Here is a 15,131-nt window from a genome sequence, read left to right as displayed (position 1 = left end):
GTGCAGCGCGTGCTGGTGGCCGATGTCTATGGCAGCGACCCGGCAGGCGGCAATGCCCTGGCGGTGGCCAAGGGGCTGGACTGGCTGGTGGGCAAGGGCGTGAAGGTGGTATCGGTCAGCCTCGTCGGCCCGCCCAATCCGCTGCTGGCGCGGGCGGTGAAGGCGGCGCAGGACAAGGGCGCGGTGATCGTGGCGGCGGTGGGCAACGATGGCCCGGCGGCGCCGCCTTCCTATCCCGCCTCCTACCCCGGCGTGATCGCGGTGACGGCAGTCGACGGGCGCAACCGGGCGCTGATCGAGGCGGGCCGGGCGCTGCATCTAGATTATGCCGCGCCGGGGGCCGATATCGCGGCGACCAATGCCGCGGGGCGGCGGGTGAAAGTGCGCGGCACATCGTTTGCAACGCCGCTGGTGGCATCGCGCGTGGCGCTGAAATGGGGCGCCAATCTGGGGCCGAAGCTTGATGCCGAGGCGATCGATCTGGGCGCACGGGGCCCGGATGGCACGTATGGCCGCGGGCTGCTGTGCACGATCTGCAGACCTGCGCGGTAGGGTGACGAGGGATGGACGCTGAATGCCCACCCCCAACCCCTCCCGCCTGCGGGAGGGGAGCGAGACTTGGCGAGCCGAAGGCGAGATTAGTCGCAGCGGGGTGGGCCGTTGGCGCTGGCGTTCGCAATCAGGGTGATTTCCGAAAAAATTCTGCGGCGCGTGAATTAAACCGGACAGCCCATCCGTTTTCCTTGGTGAGAGGCCGTTGCGAAGGCGGCCCTGCCCACTTTGAGGAAAGGAAATTCACGATGCGCAAGATCCTTATCGCTTCGACCGCCATGCTGATCGCGCTGGCTCCGGCTGCACAGGCCCAGATCCTGGGCGGGGGCGGCATCGGCGGCGGCCTTGGTGGATCGCTGGGCGGCACGCTTGGCGGTTCGATCGGGGGCAGCACCATCGGCCGGACCATGGACAGCGTCGACAGCACGACCCGCAGCACCGTTCGCAGCACTACACGCAGCACCACGCGCGGCTCGGCCGACGCCACGGGCCGCGCTTCGGCCAGCAAGTCGGTCGATCGCAAGAGTGGCAAGGTGGGCGCACAGGGCAGTGCCGACGGTTCGCTGACCGGCAGCCTTGGCCAGACGCTTTCCACTCCGACCGGCATGACCCGCGCAGGCGGCTCTGGCGCGGCTTCGGGCGGGGCTTCGGGTGGCGCCAATGCGCAGCTGATCGGCACCGATGCGGTGCGGTCTACCGCTGGCGAATTCGCCGGAACGGCACGCAGCACGGCGCGCGGGGCGGTTGACGCCACCCGCAGCACTGCCGGTGCGCTGGCGACCAGTGGGCGCAGCGTGGCAGGTTCCGTCGCTGGCTCTGGCGCGGGGATGGCGAGCGGTTCGGCGAATGGCGCGCTTTCGGGCGGTGCGGGATCGCTGGCCCTGGCCGGCAGCGCAGCGTCTGCGGCGCAAGGCGCCTTCTCGCTCAGCAAGGGCATGAACGTGCTTGGCCCCGATGGCGAGAAGATCGGCAAGATCCGCGAGGTGATCGCCGACAGCCGCGGGCGGGTGCAATCCCTGCTGGTCAAGGTCGATGGTGAAAAGGCCCTGCTGCCCGCCGCCAACTTCAGCGGCAGCGGCAACGGCAAGGCTGTCGTCTCGGCGATGGGCGAAGGCCAGATCAAGCGTGTGGCCCAGCAGCAGGAAACCGCTGCGGAGGATTGATGTAAAGGCCGGCAAAACACGCTGAAGGCGCGGTCCCGGGGAAGGACCGCGCCTTTTTGCGTGGATGGGTGAGGAGAGGGGCAGGATCGGTGCAAGCTCCGTTTGCCCTGGCAGGGTGGCCATGGCATCGTTGCAATCTGATGGTGGCGAGGGGATGGCGCTTGTTGGCAATGATTTCAGAGGCCTGGTGCAAGTCAGGCAAGTGCGCCGGACGGGTGGTCATGCCGTTGCTGGCGGTGCTTTCTGCGGGCGGGACGTCTCCCGCGCAGGCCAGCACTTTTACCGAGGAAGAAGTTGTCTGTCCGGTCGGCGGCGAAAAGTTCACACGGATGGCGCTGATGTCCATCTCGACCTGGGGTGCGCTCCCGGATGGAATGCCGTTGGGTTCGGGCCGGTTTCCGGTGGAATTGCCGCAGTGCCCATCGAACGGGCTGGTGATGTACCGCGACTTCACGCCCGAAGAAGTGGCGCGGCTTGCACCGTTCATCGCGAGCGAGGGTTACAAGGCGCCACGCAGCGCAGGCGAGACGCCGCGCTATCTGGCCTATCGCACCGCGCAGTTTCTGGGCGACAAGGATCTGCACTGGTGGTTGCTGGAGGCAAGCTGGGAGGCGAAGAACGACGATCCGGAAGGCGAACGGGCGCGGCGCTACAATGCGGAATTCGTCGAGGCGGCGCGGCTGGTGAAGCCGGATGCGGGGAACCTCGAAGCCATTGCTGCGCGATTCCGGCTTGCGAACGGTTTGCGCGAACTCGGCAGCTTTGATGAGGCCGAGGCGGTTAGGGCAAGCATCGTCATTTCGCCCAAGGCTGGCGGAAAGGGCACGGAGGCTCGGGAAAACCGGACTGCGTGGGCCGGGATGATTGCCGATCTGGCAGGACCGATCGCGCGAAAGGAGACGAGCCGCATCCCCATCGACATGCTGGGTGTGCGCGAGGCGGCGGGGTTCTGCCTGCGCAAGGAAATCGCCGCGAAGTTCGAGGAACCGTCGCCGCCACCTCTGACGGCGTTCGAGCAGGAGTATTGCGCGGGGCCGAAGCTCAGCGAGACGATCAAGGAGCAGCGCAAGTGGCTGCGTGAGGAGGATTAGCGGGGAGGGCGCGGTTGCGGATTTGCCCCTCCGTCAGCGCTTCGCGCTGACCCCTCCCCATTTGCACTTCGTGAAAATGGGGAGGATCGCTTGTGTTCTGGCCCATTTGCACTTCGTGAAAATGGGGAGGATTGGTGGGTACGCGCCTGGGCTTTGATCCTCCCTGTTTTTGCGTGAGCACAAACGGGGAGGTGGCAGCCGTGTTGGCGGCTGACGGAGGGGTTCTTACCGCGCATCCTCCAAAATCAGTTCCGCCGCGCGTTCCGCTACCGCCATCGCCGGGCCGTTCGTGTTGCCGGAAATCGGGGTGGGCATGATCGAGCAGTCGACCACGCGCAGGGAGCCAATGCCGTGGACGCGGGCGCGGGCGTCGGTGACGGAGGTGGCTTCATCGGTGCCCATGGCGCAAGTGCCGGTGCCGTGGAGGCCGACTTCGACCATCTTGGCAAGCTCGGCCAGGATCGCGGCTTCGTCCTGCACGTCGGGGCCGGGCATGCGTTCGGTGCCGATGAAGGCTTTCAGCGGTTCGGACCCGGCGATGGCGCGGAACAGGCGGAAGAGTTCGAGGCTCTTGGCCCGGTCCGAGGGATCGGACCAGATCGCGGCGTCGGCGATCGGGGCATCGCGATAATTGGGCGAGGTCAGGCGGATCGAGCCGCGGCTCTTGGGCCGCAGGTGATAGCCGGAGAAGGTGAGGCCGGGATTGGGCGTGAGCGGGCTGCCGGGGCGGGCGGCCATCTCGTTCACCGTGCGCATGGCGAAGGGCGCGGCGCCGACCTGCAGATCGGGCCAGTCCTCGGGCGTGCCTTCGCTGGCGACCAGGCCGGTGATCGGCATGCCGACGCGGGCGAGGTGGCCGGTGCCGGTGAGGAAATACTGGAGGGCATTGCGATAGAGACGCCAACCGAAGAACTCGCGGTTGGTGCCGGGGTGGTTCGTCAGGTCGAACGAGACGCCGAACTTGGTGTGATCGGACAGGTTCTGGCCGACGCGGGCGAGGTCCTTGATCACCGGGATGCCCAAGGCCTGCAGCGCGGCGCCGGGGCCGACGCCCGAGAGCTGGAGCAGCTGCGGCGAGCCATAGACGCCGGCGGAAAGGATCACTTCCTTCGCGGCCGTGTGGCTGCGCTCTTCCCCATGGGCTTCGGTAACGACGCCCGTGGCGCGGCCGCCTTCGATGGTGATGCGCTTTACCGCAGTGTGCTGCGCAATGGTAAGGTTGTGGCGGCCGAGGATCGGCATGACGAAGGCCTTGTACGAGCTTTCGCGCACGCCCTTGCGATCGACGGTGTACTGGCTGCGGCCGACGCCCTGCTTGCCGGGCGTGGTGATATCGTCGAGCCAGGGCATGCCCTGCGTGCCGAAGCCGGCGACAAGCGCATCGAGCACCGGCGACTGGTAGGTCGAGGCAGTGACCTGCAGTTCACCACCCTGGCCTCGGCCGGGATGCGCGCCGGGATCGCGATAGTCCTCGAACTTCCTGTAGCAGCGGGCGATCTCGTCCCAGCCCCAGCCCGACAGGCCGTGGTCGGTCCAGCTGTCGAAGTCCTTGGGCATGCCGGTGAGATACCAGGTGCCGTTGATGGCCGAGGAGCCACCCATGCCGCGCCCGTAAGTGTGGATGCCGCCGCGCATGCCGGGGCGCGGTTCGGTCTGGTAGACGCGGAAGTAATCGGGGTTGCCCATCATCTTGATGAAGCCGCCGGCCATCTTGATGAAGGGGTGCTGGTTGTCGCCACCGTCCTCGATCAGCAGGACGCGGGTTTGCGGATTGGCGCTGAGGCGGTTGGCCAGAACGCAGCCTGCCGAGCCCGCGCCCACGATGATGTAATCGAATTCCGCCATGACCCTCTGGCACCTGTCCCTGAATTAGAATAGAACTGAAGTTCTCTTTTTATCTGCACAGGCCTTGACCCGCTGTCAAGCGATGATTAGAAGAAGCATTCTAATTATCGGGAGAGCAAACGTGCTGCCAGTCGAACGGGTGATCGGAGAAGAAGGACTTGCCGCTACGGCAGGCGGGTTGAAGCTGGCGATGCGCCTGCCATGGTATCGCTCGCTGCCGTTTTCGGTGGTGGAAGTGGGGCCGCTGTCGGTGGGTGGCGAAGCTGTCGACTTGTCCGACGCGCTGATCGAATACAACGGCCAGCAATGGCCGCTTTCGGAGAATGGCGAGAAGGTAGACACCTTCTGGTTTATCCGCGATTCGGCGTTTCTGGTGCTGCCTTCGCTGAGCGCCGAGGTGGGTGAAACCCGCGAGGTTTCGCTGAACCTGTTCATCAGCCCGCCCTACATTCCGGGGATGAAGCGGACCAATCCGCAGACCTCCACGCTCACCGTCGAAGCTGCCTGAGAGAGGACCGGCAATCATGGCTACTACCGCAACTGGTCCGCAGACCGGCGTTACGCTCTATTCCTTCACCAACGAGTACCTGACCCGCCAGTTCGAGCTCGATACGCTGCTGGCCGAAGTGGCCAAGCGCAACCTGGGTCCGAACATCGAGATCATCGGCTTCCAGAACTTCCGTGAATTCCCCGACGTTTCGGACAAGTTCGCCGAAGAGTTCAAGCAGATGATCGCCGACACAGGCCTGAACCCGGTTTCCTGCGCGATCAATTCCGACCGCTTCCTCAAGCCGGGCGCTCAGCCGATCGAGGACGCCGCGCTGGTGGAATACCACAAGCGCCAGCTGCGTTCGGCCAAGAAGATGGGCTTCAGTCTGGTGCGTTACCAGTTCGCGCTGCCGGTGCACCTGCTGCCGGAAATCGCACCCTATGCCGAGGAGCTGGACATCCGCATGGGCGTGGAAGTCCACGCGCCGATGTGGGCGGGGCACCCTGCGGTGCAGGCCTATGGCGAGATGTACGACAAGCTGAACACGCCGTACCTGGGCTGGATTCCCGACTTCGGCGGCACGGCAAGCCGCATCCCGGAATCGATGCTCGATGCTGCGCGCGCCAAGGGGGCCAAGGAAGACCTGCTCGACAAGCTCAAGGAAGTCTGGCTCGAAGACGGCATGAGCCACGAGAAGGCCGGGCGCCTGCGCGAGTGGGCTCTGCCCAAGGGCCATGGCCCGCTGGAAGTTCAGGCGGCGTGCCTGGCATTCTTCATCCTTTCGAACCACGATCCCAAGAGCTGGGCGGCGCTGGTCGATCGCACCATCCACATCCACGGCAAGTTCTATGGCGTGAGCGAGGATCTGGTCGAGGAAGCGATCGATTACGACACGATCCTGCCGCTGTTCAAGGATGGCGGGTTCACCGGCACGATGGTCTCCGAATGGGAAGGCCATGCCTATGACATGCGCGATGCCTTCGAACAGGTCCGCCGCCACCAGGCGATGGCCCGCCGCATCTGGGGGAACTGAGCCATGGCTTTCGAACTCTCGGTAAACCTCGAATACGGCTTCACCGAAGCGGGCGACAAGATCGAGGACCGCATCGCCGCGGCTGCAGCGGCAGGCTTCCGCAAGGTGGAGCTGTTCCTGCTGAAGGGGCGCGATCTTGACGCCATCAAGGCGGCGCTCGATGCCAACGGCGTCGAACTGATCAGCACGGTGGCGGACTATGTGACGCAGCTGGTCGATCCCGCCACGCACGAGGGCTTCTGCGAGGTGTTCCGCGAGGCGGCCTCGGCGGCCAAGTTCCTCGGCTGCTCGAACGTGGTGGTCACTTCAGGGCGCGGCGTGCCGTGGCTGAAGCGGCCAGTGCAGCTTTCGATCTTCGCCGATGCGCTGCGCAAGATCCTGCCGATTGCTGAGGAGCTGGACGTGACGATCCTGCTCGAATCCGCCAACACGCGCCACGATCACCCCGGCGTGCTGTGCTCGACCACGCACGACAGCGTGGTGGTGGCCGACATGCTGGACAGCCCTCGCGTCAAGGTGCTCTACGACCTCTACCATTCGGTGGTGGAAGGCGAGGACCCGGACGAGGCGCTGGCCGCGGCGATGCACCACGTGGTGCACGTGCAGATCGCCGACGCGCCGGGCCGGGGCGAACCGGGATCGGGCAAGATCGATTGGCCGCAAGCGCTCGCCCGCTTCGAGCGTCTGGGCTACAAGGGCACGATCGGCCTGGAACTGCAGCCGACCAAGCCTTCGGTCGAGGCGTTCGGCTATATCCGCGGGCTGTGCGCCTGAGTTACCCTTCCGTCAGCCGTTGATGCGACTGTCGTCTCCCCATTTGCACTGCGTGAAAATGGGGAGGGTGCGGCAGTCCTCGGCGGCGGACTAAGCAATTCTACGGGGTCCCCGATAATACCGCCTCTTCAAGGTTTTCGCCTAAGTTCTGCATCTTAACCAAGATTCAAGGACTTAGGGCGAAACACGGTGGGGATGCAGGCCTTTGCGAACATCCTCAGGCTGGATACCAGCGATCCGGAGCTGACGCGGGCGCAGTTTCGTTCGTTTTCGCGCCAGATGCCGCTGCTCTATGCGATTCTGGTGTGCAATGCCTTTGCCATCGCCCTGTCGTTCTTCGACCCGGCGCGCCCGATCAAGACCGTCGTGACGCCACTCGTGACATGCGGCATTGCAGTGTGGCGCGGCATCTGGTGGTGGCAGCAGGGCGATCCGGCCAAGCTGTCTGACGAATACATCGCGGCCTGCCTGCGGCGCACCTGCTGGCTGGCGATCCTGATGACCATGGCGTTCGAGGCGTGGTGCATCTGGGTCTATCCCGATGGCGATGCCTATGCGCGCAGCAACCTGACGTTTTTCCTTGGTCTGACCGAGGTCAGCACTGTCTTCTGCCTGATGACCCTGCGTCCCGCCGCGATGCGCGTGGCGCTGGTCAGCACGCTGTCGTTCCTGTTCTACTTCTCGTGGGTGGATGGCGGAAAGCTGCTCGGTCAATCGGTGGTGCTGACTCTGGTGTGCATCGGCATGATCGTGGTGACGCACCGCTACAACATCTCGTTCTCCGAACTGGTCCGCTCCCAGCGCACGCTCCGCACGCGGCAGATGGAGGCCGAAAAGCTCTCCGAGGAAAACCGGCGCATCGCGTTCAGCGATCCGCTGAGCGGCCTGCCCAACCGCCGCGAACTCCTGACGCGGCTTGATCGACTCGAGGCGCGGGCTGATCCCCTGCCCGATAGCCTTGCGGTGATCTTCATCGATCTCGATGGCTTCAAGGAAGTCAACGACGAGCACGGCCACCAGGCCGGCGACGCCCTGATCCGCAGCATCTGCCTGCGGCTTGGCCAGCATTGCCCTGCGCATGCACGACTTGCCCGGGTCGGCGGCGACGAGTTCGCGGTGCTGCTGGAAAGCCCGCGCGCCCAGGCAGAGGCCGAACGGCTCGCCGCGACCATCCTCGAGGAAATCTCGCTGCCGGTGCTGGTCGAACGCCACGTGCTGCAGGTGGGCGCCAGCATCGGCGTTGCCGCCAATACCGATGCGGCCGGAACGCCACGCGAATTGCTGCGCCGCGCCGATACTGCGATGTATCACGCCAAGACCGGCGGCAAGAACCAGGTCGCCGTCTATGATGCCGCGTTCGATGAGGGTCGAAAACATCGCCTGGCCGTCGAAACGCAGATCGGTCGCGGCCTCGCCCGCGATGAGTTCGAAGTCTACTACCAGCCCGAGGTAGATGCCCAGACGGGACGGATCGTGGCGGTGGAAGCCCTGCTGCGCTGGCCGCGTCGCCCCGAGGGCCCGCTGCCGCCGGATGATTTCATCGACATTGCCGAAGCCACCGGGCAGATCCATCCGCTCGGCATGTTCGTGCTCGAACGCGCCTGCCGCGATATTGCACCGCTGGGCGACTTGCGGCTCAGCGTCAATGTCAGCCCGGCACAGTTTCGGGATTCGCATTTCGAACGGCAGGTCGCCCATGTGCTGGAGCAGACCCGCTTTCCCCCCGAGCGGCTGCAGTTCGAGATCACCGAGGGCTACCTCCTCGCCAATCCGGAGCGCGTGGTGCGCGCAGTCGAGACGTTCAAGGAGCGCGGCATGTCGATCGCACTCGACGATTTCGGCACGGGCTTCACCAGCATCCACTACCTGCGCAGCTATGGCTTCAGCCACATCAAGATCGACAAGTCGCTGCTCGACGGCCTGGCACCGGGGAGCAAGGGCGCGATGCTGGTGACCGGGGCGATCATGCTGGCCTGTGGGCTCGACATGCGCGTGATCGCCGAGGGGGTCGAGACCGAGGAACAGGCGCAGCTGCTGCGGCAGGCCGGATGCCACAAGCTGCAGGGCTACCTGTTCGGCAAGCCCATGCCGCTTGCCGATTTCGTCGCTGCCTGGGAGCGGTCGGAGCGCACCGTGCTGCAAGCCTCGGCGCGCTTCGCCGGTTAGCGGTCAGGCCGCGAACGCTGCCTTCAACCGCGCGCCCGCCCGTTCGATATAGGGCATGGCATCGGGCACCGCCTCGAACATCGAGAAGAAGCCGTGGATCATGCCGGGCGCGAGTTCGGTCTCGACCGGCACGCCGGCCTGCTTCAGCGCCTCGGCATAGTCCAGCCCTTCGTCGCGCAAGGGATCGTACTGCGCCACCAGCACCGTGGCGGGCGGCAGGCCTGAAAGGTCCGCGTGCTGCAGCACCGCTGCTTCCGGGTGCGCGTTGGCATGATCGCCCACGTAATGCGCCCAGAACCACTGCATCATGCGGGTGGTGAGGAAGTAGCCTTCGGCATTCTCGGTATAGGAGCCGTTCTCGAAGTTGGTGTCGGTGACCGGGTAGATCAGCAGCTGGTGGGCGAGCTTCGGCCCGCCGGCATCGCGTGCCCGGATCGCCACGGCAGCGGCGAGGTTGCCGCCCGCGCTGTCACCGGCCACGGCCAGGCGGTGCTTGTCGATCCCAAGGTCTGCCGCGTGGTCCACCGCCCACAGCAGGGCGTCATGGCAATCGTCGAGCGGGCCGGGGAAGGGCGTTTCCGGGGCAAGGCGGTAGTCCACCGACAGCACCGCCGCGCCGCTGGCCACGGCAAGGGCACGGGCCGAGGCATCGTGCGTCTCGATCGAGCCGATCACCCAGCCTCCGCCATGGTAGAACAGCACCAGCGGCGCGTTCTCTCCCGCGCCCTCGGGCTTGTAGAGCCGCGCGGCGATGGAGCGGCCGGGCAGGTCCAATGTCAGGTCGCGCACTTCGGCCACGGCCGGGGGCGGGCCCATCTGCATCGGCCGGTTCGCCTCGCGCAGGGCCTCGGGCGTGATCGTCTCGTAATCGACCGGCGGCATCTGCGCGAAGAAGCCGAGCAGTGCCTCGACCTGCGGATTGAGCGTCATCGGTATCTCTCCCTTACCCGTACTGGGCGACGATTTCGGCCACGGCCGCAGCCACGTCGCCGCGACGATAGCCGAGCAGCGCGGTTTCGCCAGCGTCGGGTTCATAACTGATCGTGTTTCCGCGCCCTTGCGGGATGGCCACGTCTGGCAGGAGCGGCAATTCCTCGTCGCGCTCTTCCAGCTTCACGTCACTACCAACTGCGTCGAAGAACAGCTGGAAGTATTCGCGGAAGGTCAGGTTCTCGTCACCCACCAGATAGGCCTTGCCCGGCTCGCCCCGCAGCAACGCCCCTTCGATGGCTTCGGACAGTGACCGGAACGACATGAAATTGGTGCCGCCGGTGGGAGCGAAGAACGGGATCGGGATCTGGCCCTTGGCCCATGCCACGTAAGGCTCGAAGATCGCGCTGGGCAGGCCGGGAACGGCGCCGACCATGAAGGGAGCGTTGACGCTGATCACGTCGAAGCCCTCGGCACCCTCGTTGCGGGCAAGCTGGCACGCGGCAAGGCGCGACTGGATATAGACGTTGCCCGCAATCAGCTCCGGTGCGGCCTGCGGATAGAAGCTGCCGAGCTGGATGGCTCGGCTGACCCCGGCTTCGCGCGCGGCGGCGAAGACGGCCGGCAGCGCTTCGTGGTTGGCTTTCTTCAGCCATGCGCCAAAATCCTCGCCCTGCGGCACGTGGCGCGGGTCGTTGCCTGCGGCAAAGACCATCCAGTCGAAGCCGGAAAGCGTTGCAGCGGTGAAATCACCCGCCACGTAATCTCCCTTGAGAAAGCCGAGCCCTGTCAGCGGCGTGCCCTGCGGCGCCGACGAGCGGCCGGTGATCGTCACGTCATGGCCCTGGCGCGCCAGATGCAGCGCGGCGTGGCCGCCAAGGGCCCCGGTGCCACCGATGACCAGTACTTTCATCATTCTCTCCCTTCGGAATTCGCGTTCACCACTGGTAGCGGTGCAAGATCGGGGCTGCGGCGCAGCAGGTTGCCGCCATCGACCGCGATGCACTGCCCGGTCACCCAGGCGCTTTCGTCGCCGGCAAGGAAGCGTACCGCGCCGGCCATGTCGTCGGCCTCGCCCAGCCGGCCGAGCGGGTATTCGGGCAGGAAGGCCTCGGCCGCTCCGCCCTCGAACATGCCCTGTGTCGCGCCCGAACGGGTGAGGCCCGGGCGGATGGCATTGACGCGCAGGCCCGAGGGGCCGAGCTCGTCCGCCGCCGAGCGCACCAGGCCTTCGAGCGCCGCCTTGGCCATGTGGTAGGCGGCCAGATGGCGGAAAGTGAGGACCGCCGCGCCCGATGACAGGCAGACGATCGACCCGCCTGGCTGCATCAGCGGCGCAGCAGTGCGGATCACGTGGAAGGCGGAGACGACGTTGCTCTCGAAGGCATCGCGAAGGTCTGCGGCGGTGGTCTCGATCAGCGGGCGGAACCCGCCGCCACCGACCGTGGCAAAGGCGACGTCGAGCCTGCCGGCCAAGGCGTGGGCGCCGCGTACCGCTGCGGCCACGGCCTGCTCGTCGGTGCCATCGCCGATGAAGGTGTGGACTTGCGCGTCCGGCACGTGCGCGTGGATGCGCGCAGCGGTTTCGGCAAGCCCGTCGGCCCGCCGCGCCATCAGGGCGAGGCGCGCCCCGTCACGCGCCAGTTGCAGCGCGCAGGCCTCGGCAATGGCTCCGGTGGCACCGGTGATGAAGGCGGTGCGGCCGGAAAGACCGTTCACGCCGGGCCGCCCGGATTGGAGACCGCGCGCAGTTCTTCCCAATCGACGATCAGGGCGCGGCGGGTGAATTTCCATGTGCCTTGTTCGCGCCGCCACTGGTCCTGGTAGCGGATCGCCCAGACCAGCAGCTTGTCGCCGTCCGGCGCGGCAATGCGGTGTTCGGCGGTGGAACGGGTCTCGCCCTGCGCCGTGGCACCGTCCACGGTCACGTCCATGTCGTGCACCACATGGCGCGTCATGGTGAAGGCGTGGGCGAGGTGGTCGATCGATCCGAGGTTGGCCTCCAGACCGGTGATGCTGAAGCCGGGGCCGCTGATCTCGACATCGTCGGCCAGCACTTCGCGCCACAGCGCCTTGTCGCGCCGGTCTGCGCCGAGGGCATAGCGCTCGGCGGTGCGGCGCAGGGCGGCAAGGTCGCTCATGCCACGGTGCCCGGAACAACGAGGCCATTGCCCGAAATCAGCGGCACGTTGGTCCATTCGCCCTGCGGCGTGCGATACCAGCCTGCTGCTGCCAGTGCGCCGCCATCGATGTTGATCGCGCTGCCCGTTACCCATGCCGCCAGCGGGCTGGCGAGGTAGAGCGCCGCGCCTGCACAGTCGCTGGGGCGGCCGAAGCGGCCCAGCGGAATCCAGCGCTCCTCGTGTGCGCGGTTTTCCGGCGGGATCATGATATCGAGCGCCACTTGCGGGGTGTCGGTCGTCTCGGGCGCGATGGTGTTGACGCGGATGCCCTCGGGGCCAAGCTCGAGCGCGAGGCTCTTGGTAAAGCCGGTGACGGCCCACTTCGCGGCGGCATAGACCGAGCAATAGGGGATGCCGCGATGCGCCTCGATCGAGGTGACGTTGATGATCGAGGAGCCGGGCGCGCCCTTGCGCAGCAGCGGGATCATCGCGCGGGTCATGCGCAGCATCTGGCCAAGGTTCACGTCGAGGATTTCCTCGGCCTCCTCGTCCTCCAGCATGGCGAAGGGGCGGGCGTGGACGAAGTGGCCGACATTGTTGACCAGCACGTCCAGCCGGCCGGTCTCGGCGGCGATCCGCTCGGCCAGCATTGCGCCGACGCCGCGCTGGCGCACGTCGCAGCGGATCACGCGGGCCGAGGGCATGGCGGCTTCGGCTGCATCGGCATTGGCGGGGCCGATCTCGGCGATCACCACTTGCGCGCCGGCTCCGGCGAAGGCCTCGGCAATGGCGCGCCCGATGCCAACGCCACCGCCGGTGACCAGCACGGTCTTGCCGGCGAAATCGAGCGCCTGCGCAGCGAGCTTTGCGTTATCCACCGCAGTCATACGGCAACTACCCTCTCCATGCCGATGATTCGGCAATGGTTGTTTTTATTTCTACGCATACTGTTTCTGGAATGATGATCTGTCAACCGGATGCGTAGGGGAATAAGCCATGAGTTGCAGATGTTTGATCATCCGCGCTGACCTTGCAGGCCCACCCCCGACCCCTCCCGCCTGCGGGAGGGGAGCGAGACTTGGCGAACGCAGTGAGGCTAGTCGCAGCGGGGTGGGCAGTTCGCACCTCGCAGTAGCGCCGTCAGATTCCCGGTTGCTCCGCCGGAATGTGCACCACCAGCCCGTCCAACTCCTCGCCAAGCTGGACCTGGCAGGACAGGCGGCTGTTCGGGCGGATCTCGACGCCATCGATGGCCTCGAGCATCTCGCGTTCTTCCGGCCGGGCGGGGCCGGTGCGGTCAAGCCAGTCCGGGTCGATGTAGCAATGGCAGGTGGCGCACTGCATCATGCCGCCGCACAGCGCGTCGATCCCGTCGACAAGGTTGCCGACCGCGAGCTGCATCAGGGTCATGCCCTCGAAGTTCACGCAAGTCCGCGCCGAGCCGTCCGGCTGGACGAAAGTCACCTTGGCCATTCAGTGCGCCTTATGCATGGGCCGGGCAACCGGCCGCCTTGGCGAGCGCCGCCACGTCCGCGCTTCCACCCGCGCCATCCAGCTTGCGCCGCTTGTAGCGCACGCGGCAGGGCTGGGCGGGCCAGTAGGTCGATGCGCCGGCGATGGGGCGCACTTCGTCGATCAGCTCCATGTCGAAGTTCTGCAGCAGGATCGCCACCAGCACCTTCATTTCCATGCGCGCGAAGTTTACCCCCGCACAGCGATGCACCCCGCCGCCGAAGCCGATCAGCGAGTTGCTCTCGATCTGCGCGTCCGGGTTCTGCGGGTTGAAGCGTTCGGGATCGTAGGCATCGGCATTGCGGAAGGTTTCTTCCATGCGATGGCTGACCGAGGGCGCGAGCAGCACGAATTCGCCCTTGCGGATGCGATAGCCGTCGCGCTCGATATCGGCACTGGCCTTGCGGCTGAGCATGTAGGCGACGGGGTGGAGCCGCTCTGTCTCGCGCAGGGCGAGGTCCATCTTCTCCATCGCCACGGCCTGCTCCCACCCCAGGCTGGCACCGTTGCCGCCGCCGATCAGGCCGGCGACCTCTTCGCGCAGCACCTGCTGGTAGCCGGGGTTCTGGAGGAGGTCGGCCAGCGCCCAGCTGACTTGCCCGGCGGTGGTTTCGTGGCCCGCCCAGACCAGCAGCAGGATCAGGTGCCGGATGATCTCGTCGGGCACGGCGCGGCCATCGGGATACTTCGTCTCGATCATCGTCTGGAAGAAGTCGGGCGGATCGAGCGGACTGGCGCGGCGCTTGTCGATCCACGATTGCAGGATCGCGTGGAGCTTCTTCTTGGCGCGCTGGCTTTTCACCATCTTTGGTGTCGGCAGCCACAGCGGCAGCACGAACTCCATGCCGCCTGAAAAATCGCGGAACAGCTCGAAGAATTCGTGGCCAAGCTTCTCGTGGAATTCGCGCCCCATGAAGCTGTGCGCGGCGATGTCCATTACCACGGGGCCCAGCGTCGGGATCAGGTCGAACTCGCCTTCCTCACCCAGCCGTTCGACCAGGTTCAGCGATTCCTCGACCATCACCGGCACGTACTGCTTCATCGATGCCGCCTTGAACCGGGGCATGATGATCGCGCGCTGGCGCAGGTATTCGTCCATCTCGGCAAACGAGTAGAACTCGGGCGAGAACATCTTGAGGAAGAACGGCATCGACTCCCGGATAGAGAGCAGCTTGTCGGTTTCCTCGAAGAAGAAGCGGTTGTGTTCCGGCCCCAGCATCACGTTCATGCGCTGGCCCATGAAGTTCATCGCGAAAAGGCGGCCCTTGCTGCGGTAGCCGCGCTTGAGGACCGAGACGGGATCACGGAAGAACTGCGCCAGATGCCCGAGCAGCGGCGCGCCGCCATCGAGCAAGGGAAGGCCGTCTGCACCCGGTGCTGCACTTGCCATCGATCATCTCCCCGTCTGGCCGGTTGCTCCGGCTGCAACGGGCGAAGGGTATGGGGCGGGGG

15 protein-coding genes are annotated in these 15,131 nt (G+C 66.0%); 7 read left to right on the top strand and 8 right to left on the bottom strand.

Annotation, left to right across the window (positions count from 1 at the left end; translation table 11 throughout):
- The 3 genes from AX703_RS22075 to AX703_RS22065 form a co-directional block, all read left to right on the top strand.
- On the top strand, positions 1 to 552 hold a 552-nt coding region (locus tag AX703_RS22075; protein WP_156452177.1), incomplete at its 5' end, for a S8 family serine peptidase.
- Between the two features lie 248 nt (positions 553 to 800).
- On the top strand, positions 801 to 1,715 hold the full coding sequence (locus tag AX703_RS22070) for a PRC-barrel domain-containing protein (RefSeq protein ID WP_062347301.1): 915 nt from the start codon (positions 801 to 803) through the stop codon (positions 1,713 to 1,715).
- A 164-nt stretch (positions 1,716 to 1,879) separates the two neighbouring features.
- On the top strand, positions 1,880 to 2,806 hold the full coding sequence (locus AX703_RS22065; RefSeq protein ID WP_156452175.1) for a hypothetical protein: 927 nt from the start codon (positions 1,880 to 1,882) through the stop codon (positions 2,804 to 2,806).
- 225 nt (positions 2,807 to 3,031) lie between these two features.
- On the opposite strand, the gene AX703_RS22060 is transcribed toward AX703_RS22065, so the two are convergent.
- Positions 3,032 to 4,651 carry a GMC family oxidoreductase gene (locus tag AX703_RS22060; protein ID WP_062347296.1) on the bottom strand — a complete coding sequence of 540 codons (1,620 nt, stop codon included), beginning with the start codon at positions 4,649 to 4,651 and terminating at the stop codon, positions 3,032 to 3,034.
- 121 nt (positions 4,652 to 4,772) lie between these two features.
- Between AX703_RS22060 and AX703_RS22055 the strand changes: the two genes are divergently transcribed.
- From AX703_RS22055 to AX703_RS22040, 4 genes are all read left to right on the top strand, one after another.
- Positions 4,773 to 5,159, top strand: a complete 387-nt coding sequence (locus tag AX703_RS22055) for a DUF6379 domain-containing protein (RefSeq protein ID WP_039334456.1) — start codon at positions 4,773 to 4,775, stop codon at positions 5,157 to 5,159.
- Positions 5,160 to 5,175: 16 nt separating this feature from the next.
- The gene (locus tag AX703_RS22050; protein ID WP_062347294.1) at positions 5,176 to 6,174 is read left to right on the top strand and encodes a sugar phosphate isomerase/epimerase; all 999 of its coding nucleotides are present in this window, start codon (positions 5,176 to 5,178) and stop codon (positions 6,172 to 6,174) included.
- Between the two features lie 3 nt (positions 6,175 to 6,177).
- Entirely contained in the window at positions 6,178 to 6,948 is a 771-nt protein-coding gene (locus AX703_RS22045; RefSeq protein WP_062347292.1) for a TIM barrel protein, read from the top strand.
- 195 nt (positions 6,949 to 7,143) lie between these two features.
- Positions 7,144 to 9,114, top strand: a complete 1,971-nt coding sequence (locus tag AX703_RS22040) for a bifunctional diguanylate cyclase/phosphodiesterase (protein ID WP_062347290.1) — start codon at positions 7,144 to 7,146, stop codon at positions 9,112 to 9,114.
- 3 nt (positions 9,115 to 9,117) lie between these two features.
- Here AX703_RS22040 and estDL136 read toward each other — a convergent pair whose 3' ends face one another.
- From estDL136 to AX703_RS22005, 7 genes are all read right to left on the bottom strand, one after another.
- On the bottom strand, positions 9,118 to 10,044 hold the full coding sequence (gene estDL136, locus AX703_RS22035) for a chloramphenicol hydrolase (RefSeq protein ID WP_039334463.1): 927 nt from the start codon (positions 10,042 to 10,044) through the stop codon (positions 9,118 to 9,120).
- A 13-nt stretch (positions 10,045 to 10,057) separates the two neighbouring features.
- Positions 10,058 to 10,957: an NAD(P)-dependent oxidoreductase gene (locus AX703_RS22030; RefSeq protein ID WP_062347288.1), complete on the bottom strand. Its 900-nt coding sequence runs from the start codon at positions 10,955 to 10,957 to the stop codon at positions 10,058 to 10,060.
- Positions 10,957 to 11,763 carry an SDR family NAD(P)-dependent oxidoreductase gene (locus AX703_RS22025; protein WP_062347286.1) on the bottom strand — a complete coding sequence of 269 codons (807 nt, stop codon included), beginning with the start codon at positions 11,761 to 11,763 and terminating at the stop codon, positions 10,957 to 10,959. The genes AX703_RS22030 and AX703_RS22025 overlap by 1 nt, the downstream gene beginning before the upstream one ends.
- The gene (locus AX703_RS22020; protein ID WP_062347284.1) at positions 11,760 to 12,185 is read right to left on the bottom strand and encodes a nuclear transport factor 2 family protein; all 426 of its coding nucleotides are present in this window, start codon (positions 12,183 to 12,185) and stop codon (positions 11,760 to 11,762) included. Before AX703_RS22020 ends, AX703_RS22025 begins: the two co-directional genes overlap by 4 nt.
- Positions 12,182 to 13,054 carry an SDR family NAD(P)-dependent oxidoreductase gene (locus tag AX703_RS22015; RefSeq protein WP_062347282.1) on the bottom strand — a complete coding sequence of 291 codons (873 nt, stop codon included), beginning with the start codon at positions 13,052 to 13,054 and terminating at the stop codon, positions 12,182 to 12,184. Before AX703_RS22015 ends, AX703_RS22020 begins: the two co-directional genes overlap by 4 nt.
- Before the next feature lie 253 nt (positions 13,055 to 13,307).
- On the bottom strand, positions 13,308 to 13,640 hold the full coding sequence (locus tag AX703_RS22010) for a 2Fe-2S iron-sulfur cluster-binding protein (protein WP_039334472.1): 333 nt from the start codon (positions 13,638 to 13,640) through the stop codon (positions 13,308 to 13,310).
- A gap of 10 nt (positions 13,641 to 13,650) precedes the next feature.
- Positions 13,651 to 15,069, bottom strand: coding sequence for a cytochrome P450 (locus AX703_RS22005; protein ID WP_062347279.1), 1,419 nt, complete (start codon positions 15,067 to 15,069; stop codon positions 13,651 to 13,653).
- Positions 15,070 to 15,131: the final 62 nt, after the last annotated feature.

The organism is Novosphingobium sp. CCH12-A3, assembly GCF_001556015.1.
GTDB classification, from domain to species: domain Bacteria; phylum Pseudomonadota; class Alphaproteobacteria; order Sphingomonadales; family Sphingomonadaceae; genus Novosphingobium; species Novosphingobium subterraneum.
The sequence above is the reverse complement of the archived record's forward strand: the minus strand, read 5'-3'. Positions and strand labels throughout refer to the sequence as shown.